This window comes from Streptosporangium carneum (assembly GCF_027922005.1).
Taxonomy (GTDB): domain Bacteria; phylum Actinomycetota; class Actinomycetes; order Streptosporangiales; family Streptosporangiaceae; genus Streptosporangium; species Streptosporangium carneum.
In genome coordinates, this window is sequence record NZ_BSEV01000001.1 from 66,987 (window position 1) to 85,706 (window position 18,720).

Sequence of the window (18,720 nt, forward strand, 5' to 3'; positions counted from 1 at the left end):
GCACTCCGCTTCCCCCGCCGCTCCTTCACCGCCTGCGGACCACCCGCGTCTCGTCCCACACGGGTTCGGGCGACTCGTACACCATGCCGTCGGAACCGAAGACCAGGTAGCGGTCGAAGTCGTCGGCGAACCAGCGGTCGTGGGTGACCGCGACCACGGTCCCGTCGAAGGCGTTCAGTCCCTCCTGGAGCGCCTCCGCGCTGGCCAGGTCGAGGTTGTCCGTCGGCTCGTCCAGCAGGAGCAGGGTGGTGCCGGACAGTTCGAGCAGCAGGATCTGCAGGCGCGCCTGCTGCCCGCCGGACAGCGTCTCGAACCGCTGCTCGGCGATGCTCCCGGCCAGCTCGTAGCGCGACAGCGCCTTCATCGCCTCGTTCTTCAGCCTGGCGTGCTCGGTCATGACGATCTCGCAGGGCGTCCTGCCGACGAGTTCGGGGCGCGCGTGGGTCTGCGCGAAGTGGCCGGGGACGACGCGGGAGCCGAGCCTGGCCACGCCGGTGTGCCGGACGTCCTCCCCGGCGACCAGGCGCAGGAAGTGTGACTTTCCCGAGCCGTTCGAGCCGAGCACCGCGATCCGCTCGCCGTACCAGATCTCCAGGTCGAACGGCTTCATCAGCCCGGTCAGCTCCAGCCCCTCGCAGATCACCGCGCGTTTGGCGGTCCTGCCGCCGCGCAGGCGCATGCTGATGAGCTGGTCCCTCGGCGCCGCCTCCGGCGGCCCCGCCTCCTCGAACCTGCGCAGTCGTGTCTGGGCCGAGTGGTAGGCGGCGGCCATGGTGTCCATGTACTTCGCCTTCTGGCCGAGCATGACGACCAGGCGCTTGAGCTTGGCGTGCTCCTCGTCCCAGCGTTTCCTCAGCTCGTCGAGGCGCTCGTTGCGTTCCTTGCGGGCCTGGGCGTAGGTGCCGAACCCGCCGCCGTGGACCCAGACGTTGCCGGACTCGACGGTGACGATCCGGTCGGCCGCGTTGGCCAGGAGCCGCCGGTCGTGGCTGACCAGCACCACCGTCTTCGGCGTCTCGCGGAGCGCCTGCTCGAGCCAGATCTTGCCGGGCACGTCCAGGTAGTTGTCCGGCTCGTCGAGCAGCAGCGTCTGGTCGGGGCCGCGCAGCAGCGCCTCGAGCACCAGCCGTTTCTGCTCGCCGCCCGACAGCGTGTTGACCTCGCGGTACTTGCACCTGTCGTACGGCACGCCGAGGGCCGCCATCGTGCAGGTGTCCCAGAGGACCTCGATGTCGTAGCCGCCCGCGTCGCTGTAGTCCGTGATGGCCTGCGCGTAGCGCATCTGGGCCTTCTCGTCCTCGCGCTCCATCATCACGAGCTCGGCCGTCTCCAGCCGCTCCGCCGCCTCCCGCACCCGCTGGGGGGCGACGCTGACCAGCAGGTCGTGCACGGTCCGCCCGTCACGGATGCTGCCGATGAACTGGCGCATGATCCCCAGGCCGCCGGAGCTGGCGACGCTTCCCTCGACCGGCTGCAGGTCTCCCGCGATCAGCCGCATCAGCGTCGTCTTGCCCGCGCCGTTCGGGCCGACGAGCGCCGCCTTGACCCCTTCGCCGACGCGGAAGGAGACGTCGTCCAGCAACGGCCGTCCGTCCGGCAGAACGTACGTCAGATGGCCGACCTCGACGTGCCCCACGCAAACCCCTCCTCAGGTACTCGCGCAGGGTATCCGCAGGGGCGAGCCGGGCGCATGTCATTAACCGGCCGGCCGGCCCGCACGGGCGGTCGGGCGATCGGCGGATCAGGCCCTCAGAGGTCCTCGTCCCGGATGACGTCGAGGTCCATGAACCGGGGAGGTCCGTCGCACAGGTCCCGCATGCGCCGGGCCAGCGCGTCGGTCTCCGGCATGCTGCTGTTGCGCATCGCCTCCTCGTACGACGGGAACTCGACAATGGCGACGTAGTGGTTGGGGCGTGTGTGGTCGCGAGTGAGGGTGGTGTGCGTGACCGTGCGGTCGTTCTCGGTCGAGTCACGCCAGTCGTCCATCACTCGCTGGATGTCCTGCTCGTGGGTGGTGTCGAACTCGATGACCTGTACGAAGCTCATGGGATCCTCCCCTCCTCGTACTCGCTACTCATCGACTCCATCTCCCGTCCGCGGGCCCGGGCAAGCACGGTTGGGTCAAAACGCATCCGTCTTTCCATGACCCGCCCTCGCGGCGCCCGGCTCGGCCCCCGCGGTGACGATCGACCCGCCGAGCCGGACGCCCGCCGCCCCGGGCGGTCAGGGTCCGGCCGGCGCGGTGCCCGGCGGACGCCGGCGGTCACCCCACCGGCGGTTCGCGACGGGACCGGCGACCGGCGGCGGGTTCAGTAACCGGTGGTGAAGCGCTCCCTGACGAAGGAGCCGTTCTCCAGGACGTCGATCAGCGCGGCGGCGTAGTCCGGGACGCTGATGCGGGTCTCGATGCCGTTGATCGGGCTGTTGCCGCCCTTGACCTGGTAGACGCCGGTGCGCTCGCCGTCGACCAGGTAGGCGGGAGGCGGGCTGGCGTAGGACCACTCCAGCGCGTCGCCTTCGGCCCTGAGCAGGTCGAGGGCCCGCGCCTGCGACTGGGCGTCGGCGAGATACTCCTTCGGGAAGTCGGGGCCGTCGACGAAACGCTGCCCGGGGGCGTACTCCAGGCTGCCGCCGCCGCCCACGACCAGCACCCGCGTCACCCCGATCCCCGGCAGCACGTCGATCAGGTTTCGCACGGCGCGCGGCACGTCGCCCTTCACCGAGACGATCACCGCGTCGTGACCGGGCAGCGCCCGCGCGATCGACTCGGGGTCGAGCACGTCGGCGGTGACGCCGTTCTCCAGCGAGGAGGTGTTCCTGGCGACGCCGGTGACCTCGTGGCCGCGCTCGCGGGCCTCACGGACGACCGTCGCGCCGATGTGGCCGGTCGCGCCGATGACTGCGATCTTCATTTGCTGTCCTTTCCAACACGTTCGAGGAAGTCGACGATAAGCGGGGCGATCTGCGGAAGTTTCTCTTCGAGTGCGAAGTGCCCGGTGTCGAACAGGTGCAGCTCGGCCTCGGGAACGTCCCCGAGGAAGGCCTTGGCGCCCTCCTCGACGAAGAAGGGGTCGTTGCGCCCCCAGACGATCAGAGTCGGCGGGCGGTGCTCGCGAAGCCACGCCTGCCAGGCGGGGTAGAGCGCGACGTTGCTCTTGTAGTCGAACGCCAGGGCCACCTGGCTCTCCTTGCGGCCCGGCAGGTCGAGGAAGTGCTGGTCGAGGGTCCAGCCGTCCGGGGCGATAGCCTCGGGATCGGACGCCCCGCCCTCGTACTGTCCCCTGGTCGCCTCCAGGGTGAGCAGGCCGAGCACCTGCTCCTCCTCGCCGGGCCCGAGGGCGATGAACCCCCGCGCCAGGTCGCTCAGCCCCTCCTCGTAGGCATTGCCGTTCTGCACGATCAGGCCCGCGATCGCCTCGGGACGCCGCGTGGCCAGGCGGAACCCGACGGGAGCCCCGAAGTCGAACGCGTAGAGCACGAACCGCTCGAGCCCGAGCCCGTCCACGAACCCCTCGACCACGTCGGCGAGGGCGTCGAACGAGTAGCCGAACCCGTCGGGAGCCTCGGTGTGCCCGAACCCCGGGTAGTCGGGGGCGACGAGGTGGTAACGGTCCCCGAGCGCGTCGATCAGTCTCCTGAACTGGTGCGACGCCGAGGGGAAGCCGTGCAGAAGGAGCAGTGTCGGCGCGTCGACGGGACCGGCCTCCCGGTAGAAGACCCGCACCCCGGCCACGTCGACAAACCGGTGGGCAACGTTCGGCACGTTCATCACATGCTTCTTTCGCTCGAAGACGCATTAGTTATAGCGGGTGTTCCGCTAATGTGTCAACGCGACGAAGTACCATTAGAGACATGGACCTCCCACTGACCGGCGAACCCCTGGCACTCGACCTGATCAACACTCTGGGCGGCTCCCCCGACGGCCCCGTCGACCACCTGGCGACGGTCGAGGGACTGCTGAAGTGGCTGCGGACGCAGTCACACCGGCTTCCCCAGCCCGACACGCCCCTGACCGAGGCCGACCTGGCGGCCGTCGTGGACCTGCGCGAGGTCGTCACCGCCGTGGTCGACCGGGCACGGCGGGGCGTCGAACCCCCGGGCCACGCGCTGCTCGCGCTGAGCGAGGCGGACCGGCTGGCCTCGCCGTACCGGACGCTGGGCTGGGAGGAGGGCAGGGTGGTCGTCGGCGCGGAACGCGGGGGCGACTACCGATCGGCGCTGCTCTCGCTGCTCGCGGGCGCGACGATCGACCTGCTGGCCGGGCCGATCGGCACGGTGCGCGACTGCGAGGGCCCCGGCTGCTGCATGCTGTTCCTGCCCGCGCACCCCCGACGTCGCTGGTGCTCCCCGGAGCTGTGCGGCAACCGGGTCAGGGTCGCCCGCTACTACCGGCGCCACAAGCCGTGATCTACCGGGGCCGCCTGCCGTGACGGGGAGCCCGGAGACCTGCGCGCCCCACCTGGCCGGAGATCCGGTCGAACATCACGCCGTCAGGAGCGGAGGCCAGGTCTATGATCGCCGACATGTCCGAAGTGATCGTCCGTCCGTCGGCGCGGATCCTGCTGGTCGACGACCGGGACCGGATCCTGCTCTACCGCGGGCTGGGGCTGATGAAGGACCCCGGCTACGCCTGGTTCACCCCGGGCGGCGGCGTCGACGACGGCGAGGAGCTGAACCAGGCGGCGGCCCGCGAGCTCCGCGAGGAGACCGGGCACACCGTCACGCCGGAGGAACTGGGCCGTGTCGTGGCCACCAGCTCGGGCCACTGGCGGCACGGCGACGGCCGTCTGTTCCTCTCCCTGGACTCCTTCTTCTTCCTGCGCGTCGGCAGGGTGGAGGTCGACGTCTCCAGCATGGAGGACCTCGAACGGTCGATGATGGACCGCTTCCACTGGTGGTCGACGCCCGAGCTTCGCGCCACCGGCGAGCGGGTCGTCCCCCTCGGCCTGACCGGCCTGCTGGAACGCCTCCTCGCCGGCGACGTCCCCGACGAACCCGTGGTCTTCCCCTGGCACCACCCCGAGCCCTCCTGAGGGCCCGGCCCGGGCGCGTCGTCAGGCGTCGCGGCGTCTCAGCAGGACGGCCGCGACGACGAAGGGGACGGCGACCCAGAGCAGGTAGACGGCGAGGCCGGTCCAGGGGGCGAGACCGGTGGGGTGGACCTTGGTGATCTGGCTGCCCGCGTTGGAGGTGACGTACTCCTGGATACGCCTGCCCGTCTCACCCGTCAGGACCGCGGCCAGGACCGGCAGCACCATGATCAGCGCGATGACCGTCACGATCGCGCCCGGCGTGTGCCTGATCAGCGCGCCGCACGCCAGGCCGAGCAGCCCGCTGGCCGTCAGGTAGAGCCCGCCGCCGAAGACGGCCCGCAGCACCTCCGGGTCGGCCAGCGAGGCCGCCGCCCCCTCCCCGGCGAACACGGCCTGCCCCGCCAGGAAGGCGGCGAACGAGGCGGCGGTGCCGACCACCAGCGCGACGACGGTGAACACGACGGTCTTGGCGGCCAGGAACCTGAGCCGGTCGGGCACGGCGGCCAGGGTGACGCGGATCGCGCCCGTGCGGTACTCGCCGCTGATCACGATCACCCCCAGGGTGGCCAGCGCCAACGCCCCGAAGGGCAGGCCCGCCAGGCTGACGGAGACCTGGTCGTACGAGCCGCTGCCACCCTGCATGCTGACAACGGCCAGCGACCCCAGCACGCCGACGACGAGCATCAGCCCGCCCGCCGCGCCCAGGGTCCACACGGTGGAGCGCACGGAACGCATCTTGGTCCACTCGGACCTCATCACGTCGATCATGAGGAGTACTCCAGGCTGTCCTTGGTCAGTTCCATGTAGGCGGCCTCCAGCGTCGGCTGGACGAAGGTCAGCTCCTCCAGGGCCAGCCCCCGTTCGGCCGTGAGGACGCCGATCTCGAGCGGGGAGCGGCTGGTGACCCGCAGGTGGTCGTGGTGCAGTTCGGCGTCCGGCAGCAGCGAGGCCACCTCGGTCAGGTGGGGCGAGCGCACCCGCACGTATCCCTGGGAACTCCGCCCGATGAACTCCGCCACGCTGGTGTCGGCGATCAGCGCGCCCCTGCCGATGACGATGAGGTGGTCGGCGGTCTGCGCCATCTCGCTCATGAGGTGGCTGGAGACGAAGACGGTGCGGCCCTCGGCGGCCAGGCCGCGCATCAGCGTGCGGATCCACAGGATCCCGTCGGGGTCGAGCCCGTTGACCGGCTCGTCGAACAGCAGGATCTCCGGGTCCCCCAGCAGCGCGGCGGCGATCCCGAGCCGCTGCGACATGCCGAGCGAGAACCCCCCGATCCGCCGCCCGGCCACCTCGCCGAGTCCGACCATCTCCAACACCTCCTTCACACGGGAGGAGGGGATCGCGTTGCTCTGGGCGATGGCCAGCAGGTGGTTGCGCGCGCTGCGCCCGCCGTGGACGGCCCTGGCGTCCAGCAGCGCGCCGATCTTGCGCAGCGGATGTTCGAGCTTCGAGTACGGCCGGCCGTCCACCGTCACCGTCCCCGAGGTCGGCCGGTCGAGCCCGAGGATCATCCGCATGCTGGTCGACTTGCCCGCGCCGTTCGGCCCGAGGAACCCGGTCACCTGACCGGCCTTGACGTCGAAGGAGAGTCCTGCGACAGCCGTGGTCCGGCCGTACCTTTTGGTGAGGTTGGTAGCCCTGATCGCTGTCATGTCTCAAGGGTCCCGGCCGGCGGCGGAAGGCGCTTCCTCCTGGAGAACCGTTCACGGACGCCCCGTCCTGGGAGCCTGGTCCTACTCCTCGGATCCCCTGTTCTCCGGGAGACCCCCCGCGTCAGGGGCAGACCTGCTGGAAGGGCTGTCCGGGGACATACCTCTGCCACTCCTGCGGAGTGAGGGAGCGTCCCACGACGGCGCAGACCGTCGAGAACGGATCGGAGGGCATTCCCAGCCTCCACAGCCGGACGCCCCTGTCCTCGCCGGCGCTGGCCAGCGTGGCCCCGTCCGGGCTGAAGGCCACCGCGCGGACGGCACGGCCGTACCCGGCCAGCGGGACGCCGATCGGACGGCGCATGGCGACGTCCCACAGCCTGATGGTCCTGTCCTCGCCCGTGGTGGCCAGGATGGAGCCGTCCGAGCTGAACGCCGCCGAACTCACGGGAGCGGTGTGGCCGGCCAGGGGAGCGCCGATCAGATGGTGGGCGGCGACGTCCCACAGCCTGACGGTCCTCTCCTCGCCCGTGGTGGCCAGGATGGAGCCGTCCGGGCTGAAGGCGACCGCGGAGACAGAGGCCTTCCTCATGAACGCGATCTGGTCGGTCAGCGGGGCGCCGACCTGACGGTGGGTGGCGACGTCCCACAGCCGGACGGTGCCGTCCCAGCTCCCCGTCGCCAGCCTCGAACCGTCAGGACTGAAGGCCACCGCGTTGACACCGTCGCCGTGACCGCTCAGCGGGACACCGACCAGGCGACGGGTGGCGACGTCCCACAGCCGGACGGTACCGTCCCAGCTCCCCGTCGCCAGCCTCGAACCGTCAGGACTGAAGGCCACCGCGTTGACGCCGCCGCCGTGACCGCTCAGCGGGACACCGACCTGACGGTGGGTGGCGACGTCCCACAGCCGGATGTCCCTGTCGTCACCGGCGGTCGCCAGCGTCGCGCCGTCGGGACTGAAGGCCACCGCGTTGACGCCGCTGTCGTGACCGCTCAGCGGAACGCCGACCAGGCGACGGGTGGCGACGTCCCACAGCCGGATGTCCCTGTCGTCACCGGCGGTCGCCAGCGTCGCGCCGTCGGGACTGAAGGCCACCACGTTGACGCCGAAGGCGTGGCCGGTCAGCGGAGCGCCGTCCGGCCGGTGGATGGTGGTGTCCCACAGCCGGGTGGTGCCGTCGGCGCCCGCGGTGGCCAGTGTTCCGCCGTCCGGGCTGAACACGATGTCGTTGACGAAGTCGGTGTGGCCGATCAACGGACCGCCGACGAGCCTGCGGGTCGCGGTGTCCCACAGCCGGACGGCGCCCTCGTCTCCCTCGGTGGCCACCATGGCGCCGTCCGGGCTGAAGGCCAGGTTGTTCGTCCGGCCCGCGGGCAGGCCGCCGATCACACGACGGGTGGCGACGTCCCACAGCCGCACCGTTTCGCTCGCGCCGAAGACGGCCAGCCTCGCGCCGTCCGGGCTGAACCTGACGTAGGGGAAGAAGCCGTGGTCGCTCACGGGCAGCGCGCCGATCACGCGACGGGTCGCGAGATCCCACAGCCGCACGCGCCTGCCGTCGTTGTCGACGGTGGCGTAGACGGCGCCGTCCGGGCTGAGCGCCACCGTGGTGACGTCGTGGGCGGAGGTGGTGATCGGGGAGGCGATCGGGCGGCGGGCGGCGATGTCCCACAGCTGGATGTTCCCGTTGTCGCCGACGATTCTGAGGGTGGTGCCGTCCTGGCCGAAGACCAGGCTGTTCGTCTGGCCTGCGGGCAGGATCGCGACCACCCGACGGGTGGCGACGCCCCACAGCCGCACGCCGACGCCCGCGACGGCGAGTGTCCCGCCGTCCGGGCTGAACGCCAGCGCGCGGACGCCGCTCAGGATGGGAGTAGCGGGCAGCACGCCGATGAGACGGTGTGCGGCGGTGTTCCACAGCCGCACGCCTCCGGCCTCGTCCGCGGTGGCCAGGACCGCGCCGTCCGGACTGAACGCCACGGTGTCGACGGCGCCGGTGTGGCTGTCGAGAACGCCGCGCAGGGAGCTGGCCAGGGTGGTGAACATGCCGTGGCGGGCCTCGGCCGTGGGGGCGAAATGCCAGGAGGTGACAGCCAGCAACCCCGAGAGGACGGGGTCGGTGGCGGCCAGTTCGCCGCTGTCCTTCATGATCATACGGGCCAGGACCTGCTTGGCCTGGGCGTCGGCGCGGCGGGCCGCGCTGACGGCCACCACGGCGGCCGCCGAGGCCAGGAGCATCAAGACGGCCAGCGCGGCCACCGCGAGCCTCGCCCATCTCCCGCGCCGTACGGCCGCGCGCTCAGCCTGCGCGGCCGCCCGGCCTGAGGCCTCGAGAAAAGCCCCCTCAAGCGGAGTCAGCTCCCGCGGCCTGGCCAGCAGGGGCCGCGCGGCCTCCAGCCGAACCCCCCGGTACAGGGCTCCGGGGTCCCGGCCGAGCTCCTGCCAGGCCGCGGCGGCCTCGGTCAGCCTCCGCTGCACCCGCAGCGTCTCACGCTCCTGATCGATCCACTCCCGCAGCCGCGGCCAGGAGGAGATGAGCGCCTCGTGCGCCAGCTCGACGCCGTCCTGGTGCACCGTCACCAGCCGGGCCGCCGCCAGGCGCTCCAGCACTTCCGCCACTTCGGCGGAGGCGTCGGGGTTCAGTTCGGCGTGCGAGGCGGGGCGGCGGGTGTCGGCCGCCCGCTCACCCGGGCTGACCAGCCGCAGCAGGATCCGCCGCGCCTGGTCGGCCTGGTCGGCCGACAGCCGGGCGTAGAGCCTCTCGGCGGTCGCGGCGATCGCCCCGCGCACCCCTCCCGCCCGCTCGTAGCCCTCCAGGGTGAGGAGCCTGCCGCGCCGCCGCCGCCAGGTCTCCAGCAGGGCGTGCGACATCAACGGCAGCCCCGCCGCCTCCCCGGCCACCTCCTCCACCACCCGCTCCGTCAGCGCCCGCTCCACGAACAGGCCCGCGGCCGTGGCCGGTCCCACGATCGCCTCACGCAGCTCCTGCCTGTCCATCGGCCCGACCAGCACGCTGGCCTCCCCCAGAGCCTCGGCGAGCGCCCGGTGCTCGGCGCAGCGACCGTAGAAGTCGGCCCGCACCGCCACCACCACCCTCCCCTGCCCGGCCGTCGCGAGCAGCAGGTCGACGAACGCCCCGCGCTCAGCCACGTCCTGGCACAGGGTGAAGACCTCCTCGAACTGGTCGACCACCACCAGCCCGGCCCCGTCGGCGAGAGCGGCGGCGTGCTCGCGCATCGGGTGCTCGCCGGGGGTGAGCACCGTGACCGCCTCCACCGGCCCGCCCAGGACGCCGTCGCGGGCGGCCGGGACGAGACCGGCGCGCAGCAGGGAGGACTTGCCGCTGCCCGACGGGCCGAACACCGCGGCGAAGCGCCGCCGCCCCAGCAGCTCCGCCAGCTGCCCCAGCAGCCGCCCCCGCCCGAAGAACCGGTTGTGATCGCCGATGTCGTACGGCGCCAGCCCCGGGTACGGCGCGGCCGCCGCGCCTTCGTCGGCCGCCTCGGCGGGCGGCGGGGCGGCCTGCTCGTCGGCCGCCTGCCGCCAGCGCGCCTGCCAGTCGGCCACGTCCCCGCCGCAGGCCAGCACATAGGCCCGCACCACCGGCCAGGACGGCAGCTGCTGTCCGGCTGCGGCCCGCGACAGCGCGGTGACCGAATAGCCCGCGTGGCGCGCCATCTCCCGGTAGGTGATTCCGTCGGCTTCCTGGCGCAGCTTTCGCAGTTCGAAGGCGAAACGCTGTACCGGCCCCGCGGTGGGATCCAGTGGAACCTCGCTGCGGCCCACCCGGGTGCTCCCTCACTCGACGACGAAAGACCTCCGCGCGCCGCCCAAACTACCCATGCCGATGAATGTCTACAAGAGAAGTCAAACGCCCTCCGGAAGGGAAGGAATTTTCGGCCACATCAGACATCGGGCTGTGACCTGCGAAAACCGGACGGGGCCCCGCGGGTGGCCTTCCGCCTCACCCGGACAGGGCCCCGTGTGGCCTTTCCGCCTCACCCGGACAGGGCCCTGCGCGCGTAGGCGCGGACGTCGGCGTCGCTGTCGGACAGGCCGTCGCGCAGTGTGGCCGCGGCCTCGGGCCTGTCGGCCCACGGGGTCAGGGCGAGCACGACCGCCTTGCGCACGTCGAGGTTGTGGTCGCCCATGGCGGTGGCGAGCGGACCCGCCGCGACCTCGGGATCGGATGCCCCGAGACACCGGGCCGCGCCGACCCGTACCTGCCAGGCGGAATCTCCCAGCGCCCGTACGGCCCGCGCCGTCAGCGGCGAGCCGGTCGCGCCGGAGGACTCCAGGGCTGCCGCCCTGACGAGCGGGTCGGAGTCGCCCGCGAGCTCCGCCAACGCCGTGGACGGCTTGCCGATCGTGCCCAGCCCCCTGGCCACCCGGACGCGGACCTCCCTGGAGGCGTCGCCCGCCGCGGCGGCCACCAGATCGGACTCGTCCAGGGAGACCAGGCCCCGGATGGCCTCGATGCGCACCCGGTGGTCGGTGTCCCGCGTCCCCTCGGCGAAGACGTCCCGCGTCCCCAGGCGCAGGGCGCGCAGGACGTCCAGCACGGTGCTCCGGACCACGGCGTCATGGCTCCGCGCCCGTGCGACGAGGCTCGCGCCGAGCCCGGGGGTCGCGCGCAGCACCTCGACCAGTTCCCTCAGGCCCGCGGCCGCGGCCCGCCGCACCATGCCGTGGTCGTCGGCCAGCGCGGCGACCAGCGCCTCTCCCGTGCCCTCCGGCAGCGTCTCGGTGAGCACCGCGATCGCCGCCCTGCGCACCTTGGGGTCGGGGTCGGCGAGGTAGGGGGCGAGCCGGTCCGCCGACGGCTGCTCCTCGGCGAGCCGGTGCAGTTCCAGGATCCGGGGCGAACGCCCGACGGCGGCCTGGCCGCCCCTGTCCTCGACGGCCCGGCGGACCGGTGCGCTCGTGTGGACGCCGACGAGCACGGGCTCCGCCTGGACCGGCTGGAACTCCTCGACGGGCACCAGGTAGGGCTCGACGGGACGCTTGAGGAACTCCATCGCGCCGTCGGAGCGCCTGCGCAGGTTCAGGTGGAACAGCCAGCCGTCGTCGTCGCGCCGGGGCAGGTCGGCCCGTTCGTGGTACAGGCCCCAGCGGCTCTCGGTCCGCACCAACGAGGAGCGGGCGGCCATCTCCGCGCAGTCCCGGATGAAGTCCACCTCGACACAGCGCATCAGCTCGTGCGGGGTGCGCGCGCCCATCCCCGCGATCTCCTCGCGCATGCGCTCGAAGGACTCCAGCGCGATCTCCAGTTTGGCGCCGGTCTTGGGCGGGGCGACGTAGTCGTTGACGAAGCGGCGCAACTTGTACTCGACCTGCGACTGCGGCGGCCCGTCGGGGGTGCGCAGCGGGCGGTAGACGAGTTCGTGGGCGGCGGCGACCTGGTCCTCGGGGACCGTCGGCGGGACCGCGTGGTGCGCGGCGGCGTGCGCTCCGGCGAGGTCGCCGAAGACGAAGGCCCCGATCATGTAGTTGTGCGGGACGCACGCCAGGTCGCCCGCCGCGTACAGGCCGGGGACGGTCGTGGCCCCGTGCTCGTCCACCCACACGCCCGAGGCCGAGTGGCCGCCGCACAGGCCGATCTCGGAGATGTGCATCTCCACGTCGTGGGTGCGGTAGTCGTGGCCGCGCCCCGCGTGGAAGGTGCCGCGGGTCGGCCGCTCGGTGGAGTGCAGGATGCCCTCCACCGCGGAGACGGTCTCGTCGGGCAGGTGGGAGAGCTTGAGGTAGATCGGGCCGCGCGCCGAGGCGATCTCCGCGGCGACCTCGGCCATCATCTGGCCCGACCAGTAGTCGGAGTCGACGAACCGCTCCCCCTGGTTGTTGACCTGGTAGCCGCCGAACGGGTTGGCGACGTAGGCGCAGGCCGGCCCGTTGTAGTCCTTGATCAGCGGATTGATCTGGAAGCACTCGATGCCGCTGAGCTCGGCCCCGGCGTGGTAGGCCATGGCGTAGCCGTCCCCGGCGTTGGCCGGGTTCTCGTAGGTGCCGTAGAGGTAGCCGCTGGCGGGCAGACCGAGCCGCCCGCAGGCTCCGGTGGCCAGGATCACCGCTCCCGCCCGCACGACGACGAACCGCCCGCTGCGCGTGTCGAATCCCGCCACGCCCACCGCCCTGCCGCCGTCGGTCAGGACGCGGACCGGCATGACCCGGTTCTCGATCCTGACCTTCTCCCTGATGTCGCGGCGGCGCAGCACCCGGTAGAGGACCTTCTTGACGTCCTTGCCCTCGGGCATGGGCAGCACGTAGCTGCCCGAACGGTGCACGCGGCGGACCGCGTACTCGCCGTACTCGTCCTTCTCGAACTTCACGCCGTAGCGTTCGAGCCTGCGGACCATGTCGTGCCCTCGGGTGGCGGTCTGGTGGACCGTCCTCTGGTTGACGATCCCGTCGTTCGCCCGGGTGATCTCGGCGACGTAGTCCTCGGGGGTGGCCTTGCCGGGGATGACGGCGTTGTTGACCCCGTCCATCCCCATGGCCAGGGCTCCGCTGTGCCGTACGTGGGCCTTCTCCAGCAGCAGCACCCGCGCGCCGTGCTCGGCGGCGGTGATCGCGGCCATCGTGCCGGCGGTCCCTCCGCCGACGACGAGCACCTCACACTCCAGCTCGAGGCGGTCCTCGATCGGGGGGATCTCCATCACAACTCCTCCAGGATGCGTTCGCGCAGGTTCGCGCGGGCGGCGGCGTCGGTCCCCTTCTCGCCGTCCGGGGTCTCCAGGACGGCCCTGACACCGGTACGGCCCAGCACCGCGACGCGGTCGGCCAGTAGCAGCGCCTCGTCCACGTCATGGGTGACGAACACGACCGTCGCGGAGGTGTCGCGCAGCACGTCCAGCAGCAGGCGCTGCATGTCGGCGCGGGTCTGGGCGTCCAGGGCTCCGAACGGCTCGTCCATCAGCACCGCGCGCGGCACGCCGACCAGGGCCCGGGCCAGCTGCACCCGCTGGCGCATGCCGCCGGACAACTCCCTGGGCAGGCGGTCCGCGGCGTCGGCCAGCCCCACCCTCTCGATCCACTCCTCGGCGGCCCGTTCGCGTTCGCGCCGGGGAACGCCGCGGATGCTCAGCGGCAGCTCGACGTTGCGCCGGACCGAACGCCACGGCAGCAGGCCGTCGTCCTGGAAGACCATGGCTCGGTCCGCCGAGGGGCCGGTGACCTGCTCGCCTCCGGCGAGGATGCGCCCCTCGCGCGACGGGAGCAGCCCCGCCAGGGCGCGCAGCAGCGTGGACTTGCCGGACCCCGAGGCGCCCACGACCACCATGACCTCGCCCGGCGCGACGTCCAGTTCGACGTCCCGCAGCACCGCGTCCCGCCCGTAGCCGAGACCGGCCCCTTCCAGACGGAACGCCAGGCCCGCGCCGCCCGCCCCGGGGAGGCCGCCCGCCGTGGCCCGTCTCATGACCCGCCTCGCGGGCCGCCCCGGGGTGAGGGCGTCCCTCTGACTGAGCGACGTCATCTCCTGCTTCCTTCCGCGCGGGGGAGCCAGCGGGTGACCCGCCGGCCGATCAGCTCGATGACGGCCGAGGTCAGCCAGCCGAGGACGCCGATGGTGACCATGCCGACGATCACTCCCGGGTAGTCGACGACCGTGTAGGCGTGCCAGGTCCGGTAGCCGACCCCGAACTCGCCGGAGATCATCTCGGCGGAGATCACGCAGATCCACGCGACTCCCATGCCGACCGAGAGCCCGCCGAAGACGCCCGGCAGGGTGCCGGGCAGGACGACGTTCCACAGGACATGCCTGCGGCTGCCGCCGAGTGTCCTGACCGCGTCCTCCCACAGCGTCGGCAACGCCCGTACGGCGTGCCGCGTGCTGACCATGACGGGGAAGAAGGCGGCGGTGAAGGTGATGAACACGATCCCCTGCTCGTCGGCGGGGAACAGGAGGATCGCGATCGGCACCAGGGCGATGGCGGGGATCGGCCGGACCGCCTCGAGCAGCGGAAGCAGCACGTCGCCCGCGCGCCGGGACCGCGCGATCAGGACGCCCACGGTGACCCCCGCGACCGCCGCGAGCGTGAACCCGGTGAGGATGCGGATGAGGCTCTGGACCAGGTCGAGGTAGTAGACGGGGGTCGTCAGCTGCCCGGCGAACCGCTCGGCGATCTCGCCGAGGGTGGGCAGGCGGTCGAAGCGCAGCCAGAGACGGGCGTCCGCGGCGGTGAGCGCCTGCCACAGCCCCGCCGCCGCCAGCAGGGAGGCGGCGCGGGTGCCCCATCTCACGGCTGCGCCGCGGCGGCCCGCCGTACCGCCGGTCGCGGCCCCCCGGCGGGCGCCGGGACCGGCGTCCTCGGCGTCCCCGGCGTCCTCGGCGGTACCGAGAGCGGCGTCCTCGGCGGTGCCGGGAGCCGCGTCCTCGGGGACGCCGGACGCCGGAGGACGGCGGGTGGTCGGAGCGCCGGCCATCAGGAGTCGTCCTCCGCGCCCGCGGTCTTGAGAGCGTCGGCGTAGGAGACGGCCTCGGCCCTGGGGTGGGCGTCGAGGTAGGCCTCGGCCCCGTCCTGTGTGGTGAAGGGCAGGAACCGGGAGTTCCTCGCCACGGTGGGGTCCTTCACCCAGACGGACCGGTCGGCGAACCAGCGGGTGCCGGTCGCGGCGTCGGGGACGTACGCGGCACGGACCGCCGGCGCGCTCCCTGCCTTCCCCGCCTTGGCGATCTGCCGGAGAAGGCAGGTGGGCGTCGCCGCGGGCCGGGTGGCGCTCTCGCCGGAGAGCCACAGCTCGGAGGCCGTCGCGGGGTCGTTCACGGGGACCGAGCAGACCGGGTCGACGCCGGAGATCCTGGCGGGGTTGGCGGTGGAGGCGACGGCGGAGTCGTAGCCGGGGCCGTACGCCTTGCGCAGGTAGACGTCGTTGACGAACGCCCCGACGTCCACCCCGGAGAACCCGTCGCCGATGCGCTTGAGGTAGGGCACGTCGTGCTCGTGGGCGGCCCTGAGCTGCGGCTTGAGGGTGACGTCGAAGGTGGAGACGCCACCGGGGCCGTTGTAGAGGTAGACCACCTCGGAGGGCAGGCCGGTCGCCTTCGCCACGTTCTCCGCGGCCTGGAGCGGATGCTCGTGCAGGTAGCGCGTGGCGTCGATCTGCGCTTTCAGGAACGCGTCGACCACCTCGGGATGCTCCTTCGCGTAGACCTGGCGGAGCACGACGCCGTGGAAGGTCGGCACGTTCAGGGCCGCTCCGTCGTAGAGCAGGCGCGCCTTGTCCTGGAAGACCAGCAGGCCCGGCCAGGCGACGAACTGCGCGTACGCCTGGACGCCGCCCGACTCCAGCGCGGAGGCGCCGACCGGTGGCTGCTGGTTGACGGTCTCGACGCCGGCGGCCGGGTCGATCCCCGCCTTCTCCAGTGCCTGGACCAGGGTGCCGTGCCCCGCCGAGCCGACGCTCGCGGAGATCCTGGCCCCCTTGAGGTCGGTCAGCGTCTTCGCGCCGGAGTCCTTGGGGACCACGACCATGTTGAGCGCGCCGCGCAGGTTGTAGCCGGTGATGGAGACCAGTTCGGTGCGGGCCGTCTCGATCCCCTGGGTGCGGGAGGCGTTGATCAGCAGGGGGTAGTCGCCCATCGAGCCGATGTCGATCTTTCCGGCCACCATCTTGGCGGTGATCGGAGCGCCGGTGTCGTGGTCCTGCCACTCGACGGCGTACCTGTCGCCGAGCCGCTTCTCCAGATAGCCGAGCGAGCGCAGCAGCGTCCCCGCCGTCACGGTGTTGATCGTCTTCGACTGGTAACCGACGACGAGGCGGATCCTGTCGCCGCCGAGGTCTTCGGAGCCGTCACCGGCGGCCCCGGCGACCGAGCAGCCGGGAACGGCGAGCATCAGGGCGGCCAGCGCCGCCGCACGGAGAGGTCTCATCTCCTTGGAGCCCTTCATCGCAGCAGGTAGGGGATGTTGATGGTGACCGCGTCCACGGGGCAGCGAGCGGCGCAGGGACCGCAGTACCAGCACTCGTCGACGTGCATGTAGGCCTTGCCGGTCTCGTCGTTGATGGCGAGGGAGTCGAGCGGACAGGCCTCGACGCAGAGCGTGCAGCCATCGATGCACAGCGCCTCGTCGATGGTCACCGGAACCTCGACACGCTGGTTGATCAGGGGCATGTGTCCTCCTCGGGGTCGCGGTGCAGGTGACCGCGCATGGTCAGGCGATCTCCCCGGAACCGGACGAACTCCAGGTCGACCGGGCGTCCGTCCGACAGGTGGGTGAGCCTCTCGATCATGAGCAGGGCGGCCCCGCGGGGGGCGTCGAGCACGGCGGCGGTGTGGGCGTCGGCGTTGACGGCCTCCATGGTCAGCTCCGCCGTGCCGAGCGGCTGCCCGGTGACCTGTTCCAGCAGGACGAAGATGTCGTTGCGTTCGAGGTCGGCGTCGAACAGCGGCTCGCCGACGTCACGGACGAGATAGGTCAGGTCGAGCGAGAGCGGCAGGCCGTTCAGGCGGCGCAGCCGTTCGAGGTAGACGACCGGCTCCCCCGCCGCCAGCCCGAGCCGCCGCCCGACCGCGGCGGGCGGCTCGATGAGACCCATGGTGCGGACCTCGTTGCTCACCCGGCCGTGTTCGTGGAGGGTCTCGGCCAGACCGAGCAGCCGGTGCAGGTCGTGGGGGTACTTCTCACCCGCGACCGTGGTGCCCACGCCGGGGCAGCGCTCGACGAGCCCCTCCCCGCGCAGCAGGTCGAGCGCCTCCCGCATGGTGTTGCGCGAGGTCCCGAACTCACGGGCCAGCGCGGCCTCGAGCGGCAGCCGCCCTTCGCCGAACCCGCCCTGCACGATCTCCCGCCGGAGCAGGTCGGCGACCTGCCTGGCCCGGTCGGCCCTGCTTCGCCGCGTGTCGGTCATGACGGGTACGGCCGTCGCCTTCTCCATTCCCGCCTCCAGGGGGCCGTCAGACTGGCTCACGCAAAAAGCCTACTAAATGAGTAGGGAAAATGGCATAACGAGGAGATTGCGCCACCCGCCCCCCTCCTCGAACCCCTCCCACCTGTGCTTTCTTCATGAACTCAGCAAGATCTGCCACCACCGGGAGCGGGACACCGGGAGAGCACGACACCAGGCGCCGGACGCCCAGCACCGTCGTCCGGCACCGTCCTCCCGACCGGACGGGCGGCCGTGCGGGCGGGCCGGGCGGACCGGGCGGGGCCCTCAGGCCCGGGACCGCTCGAAGCCGCCCAGGCCTGTCGAGGGCGGCCAGGCCGGCCCACGCCCGCCTTCCGCCATCACATCTGTGATCTTTCTGCCCGATACTGATCCCGCGCGCAGGACACGGACAGCCATGGAGGAGCCAGATGGAGGCCAAGGGGCGTACGGCCGAAATCATGATCGCCGAGGCCCGCAAGGCGTTCTGGGTGATGGTCGGATTCCTGGCCGTCATCTGGGCGACGCAGATCGTCAACTGGGCGTCGGGCTACGCGCTGAGCCATCAGCACGGCATCCAGGCGTGGAACCCCGCGAGCCTGCCCGACATCGTCTCGGCGCCGTTCCTGCACTGGAGCTGGGAGCACATAGAGGCCAACTCGGGACCGCTGTTCATCTTCGGCTTCCTGTCCGCCTACCGGGGCGTCGCCAGGTTCTTCGGCGTGACGGGGTTCATCATCCTGATCAGCGGCCTCGGCGCCTGGTTCACCTCCAACCCGCAGAGCACGGGCGCGGGCGCGAGCGGCGTCGTCTTCGGCTACTTCGGCTACGTACTGGTGCGCGGCGCGTTCGACCGGCATCTGATCGACGTCGTGGTGGGCGTGGTCATGGCCCTGTGCTTCGCCTACCAGTTCACCGGACTGCTGCCCCAGGAGGGCGTCGGCTGGCAGGCTCACCTGTTCGGCTTCCTCGCCGGCCTGCTGGGCGGCTGGCTGTTCCGCGACCGCGTCCGCGACGGCCGTTCCCGCCCCTCCCCGGCCGCGGCGCCGCAGGACTCCAGGGCCGCCCTGCTGAAGGAACTGGACGACCTCGGGCTCTGAGGGTCACGCGAGAGACCTCCACCGTGTGAGCGGTCCCGGCGTGGACGCCGTCTGCCGATTCGTCA

General features: G+C 71.9%; 16 protein-coding genes. 3 read left to right on the top strand and 13 right to left on the bottom strand.

From position 1 onward, the window contains the following. Window positions 1-25: 25 nt before the first annotated feature. The 4 genes from PKF00_RS00325 to PKF00_RS00340 form a co-directional block, all read right to left on the bottom strand. Entirely contained in the window at window positions 26-1,636 is a 1,611-nt protein-coding gene (locus PKF00_RS00325; protein WP_271215265.1) for an ABC-F family ATP-binding cassette domain-containing protein, read from the bottom strand. Window positions 1,637-1,749: 113 nt separating this feature from the next. Next, window positions 1,750-2,046, bottom strand: coding sequence for a hypothetical protein (locus tag PKF00_RS00330; RefSeq protein WP_271215266.1), 297 nt, complete (start codon window positions 2,044-2,046; stop codon window positions 1,750-1,752). Window positions 2,047-2,309: 263 nt separating this feature from the next. After that, window positions 2,310-2,912, bottom strand: coding sequence for an NAD(P)-dependent oxidoreductase (locus tag PKF00_RS00335; protein WP_271215267.1), 603 nt, complete (start codon window positions 2,910-2,912; stop codon window positions 2,310-2,312). Further along, window positions 2,909-3,769, bottom strand: coding sequence for an alpha/beta fold hydrolase (locus PKF00_RS00340; RefSeq protein WP_271215268.1), 861 nt, complete (start codon window positions 3,767-3,769; stop codon window positions 2,909-2,911). The genes PKF00_RS00335 and PKF00_RS00340 overlap by 4 nt, the downstream gene beginning before the upstream one ends. Before the next feature lie 83 nt (window positions 3,770-3,852). On the opposite strand from PKF00_RS00340, the gene PKF00_RS00345 reads away from it, so the two are divergent. Then, window positions 3,853-4,407, top strand: a complete 555-nt coding sequence (locus tag PKF00_RS00345; RefSeq protein WP_271215269.1) for a CGNR zinc finger domain-containing protein — start codon at window positions 3,853-3,855, stop codon at window positions 4,405-4,407. 116 nt (window positions 4,408-4,523) lie between these two features. Beyond that, the gene (locus tag PKF00_RS00350) at window positions 4,524-5,033 is read left to right on the top strand and encodes an NUDIX hydrolase (RefSeq protein ID WP_271215270.1); all 510 of its coding nucleotides are present in this window, start codon (window positions 4,524-4,526) and stop codon (window positions 5,031-5,033) included. Between the two features lie 21 nt (window positions 5,034-5,054). Here the strand turns inward: PKF00_RS00350 and PKF00_RS00355 are convergent, their stop codons facing one another. The 9 genes from PKF00_RS00355 to PKF00_RS00395 form a co-directional block, all read right to left on the bottom strand. Next, window positions 5,055-5,801, bottom strand: coding sequence for an ABC transporter permease (locus PKF00_RS00355; RefSeq protein WP_271215271.1), 747 nt, complete (start codon window positions 5,799-5,801; stop codon window positions 5,055-5,057). Further along, window positions 5,798-6,688, bottom strand: a complete 891-nt coding sequence (locus PKF00_RS00360) for an ABC transporter ATP-binding protein (RefSeq protein WP_271215272.1) — start codon at window positions 6,686-6,688, stop codon at window positions 5,798-5,800. Before PKF00_RS00360 ends, PKF00_RS00355 begins: the two co-directional genes overlap by 4 nt. Before the next feature lie 121 nt (window positions 6,689-6,809). Then, the gene (locus PKF00_RS00365) at window positions 6,810-10,475 is read right to left on the bottom strand and encodes an nSTAND1 domain-containing NTPase (RefSeq protein WP_271215273.1); all 3,666 of its coding nucleotides are present in this window, start codon (window positions 10,473-10,475) and stop codon (window positions 6,810-6,812) included. Window positions 10,476-10,687: 212 nt separating this feature from the next. Further along, window positions 10,688-13,345: a fumarate reductase/succinate dehydrogenase flavoprotein subunit gene (locus tag PKF00_RS00370; RefSeq protein ID WP_271215274.1), complete on the bottom strand. Its 2,658-nt coding sequence runs from the start codon at window positions 13,343-13,345 to the stop codon at window positions 10,688-10,690. Continuing rightward, complete coding sequence (locus PKF00_RS00375; RefSeq protein ID WP_271215275.1) at window positions 13,345-14,163, bottom strand: ABC transporter ATP-binding protein; 819 nt, start codon at window positions 14,161-14,163, stop codon at window positions 13,345-13,347. Before PKF00_RS00375 ends, PKF00_RS00370 begins: the two co-directional genes overlap by 1 nt. Further along, window positions 14,160-15,113, bottom strand: a complete 954-nt coding sequence (locus PKF00_RS00380) for an ABC transporter permease (RefSeq protein WP_271215276.1) — start codon at window positions 15,111-15,113, stop codon at window positions 14,160-14,162. The genes PKF00_RS00375 and PKF00_RS00380 overlap by 4 nt, the downstream gene beginning before the upstream one ends. Further along, window positions 15,113-16,561 (bottom strand): ABC transporter substrate-binding protein, encoded by a 1,449-nt coding sequence (locus PKF00_RS00385; RefSeq protein ID WP_271215277.1) that lies wholly within the window; start codon window positions 16,559-16,561, stop codon window positions 15,113-15,115. The genes PKF00_RS00380 and PKF00_RS00385 overlap by 1 nt, the downstream gene beginning before the upstream one ends. Window positions 16,562-16,575: 14 nt before the next feature. Then, complete coding sequence (locus tag PKF00_RS00390; RefSeq protein ID WP_271215278.1) at window positions 16,576-16,803, bottom strand: 4Fe-4S dicluster domain-containing protein; 228 nt, start codon at window positions 16,801-16,803, stop codon at window positions 16,576-16,578. Next, window positions 16,794-17,600 carry a GntR family transcriptional regulator gene (locus PKF00_RS00395; RefSeq protein WP_271215279.1) on the bottom strand — a complete coding sequence of 269 codons (807 nt, stop codon included), beginning with the start codon at window positions 17,598-17,600 and terminating at the stop codon, window positions 16,794-16,796. The genes PKF00_RS00390 and PKF00_RS00395 overlap by 10 nt, the downstream gene beginning before the upstream one ends. Before the next feature lie 386 nt (window positions 17,601-17,986). Here PKF00_RS00395 and PKF00_RS00400 point away from each other — a divergent pair, with 386 nt between their 5' ends. Beyond that, window positions 17,987-18,655, top strand: coding sequence for a rhomboid family intramembrane serine protease (locus tag PKF00_RS00400; protein WP_271215280.1), 669 nt, complete (start codon window positions 17,987-17,989; stop codon window positions 18,653-18,655). Window positions 18,656-18,720: the final 65 nt, after the last annotated feature.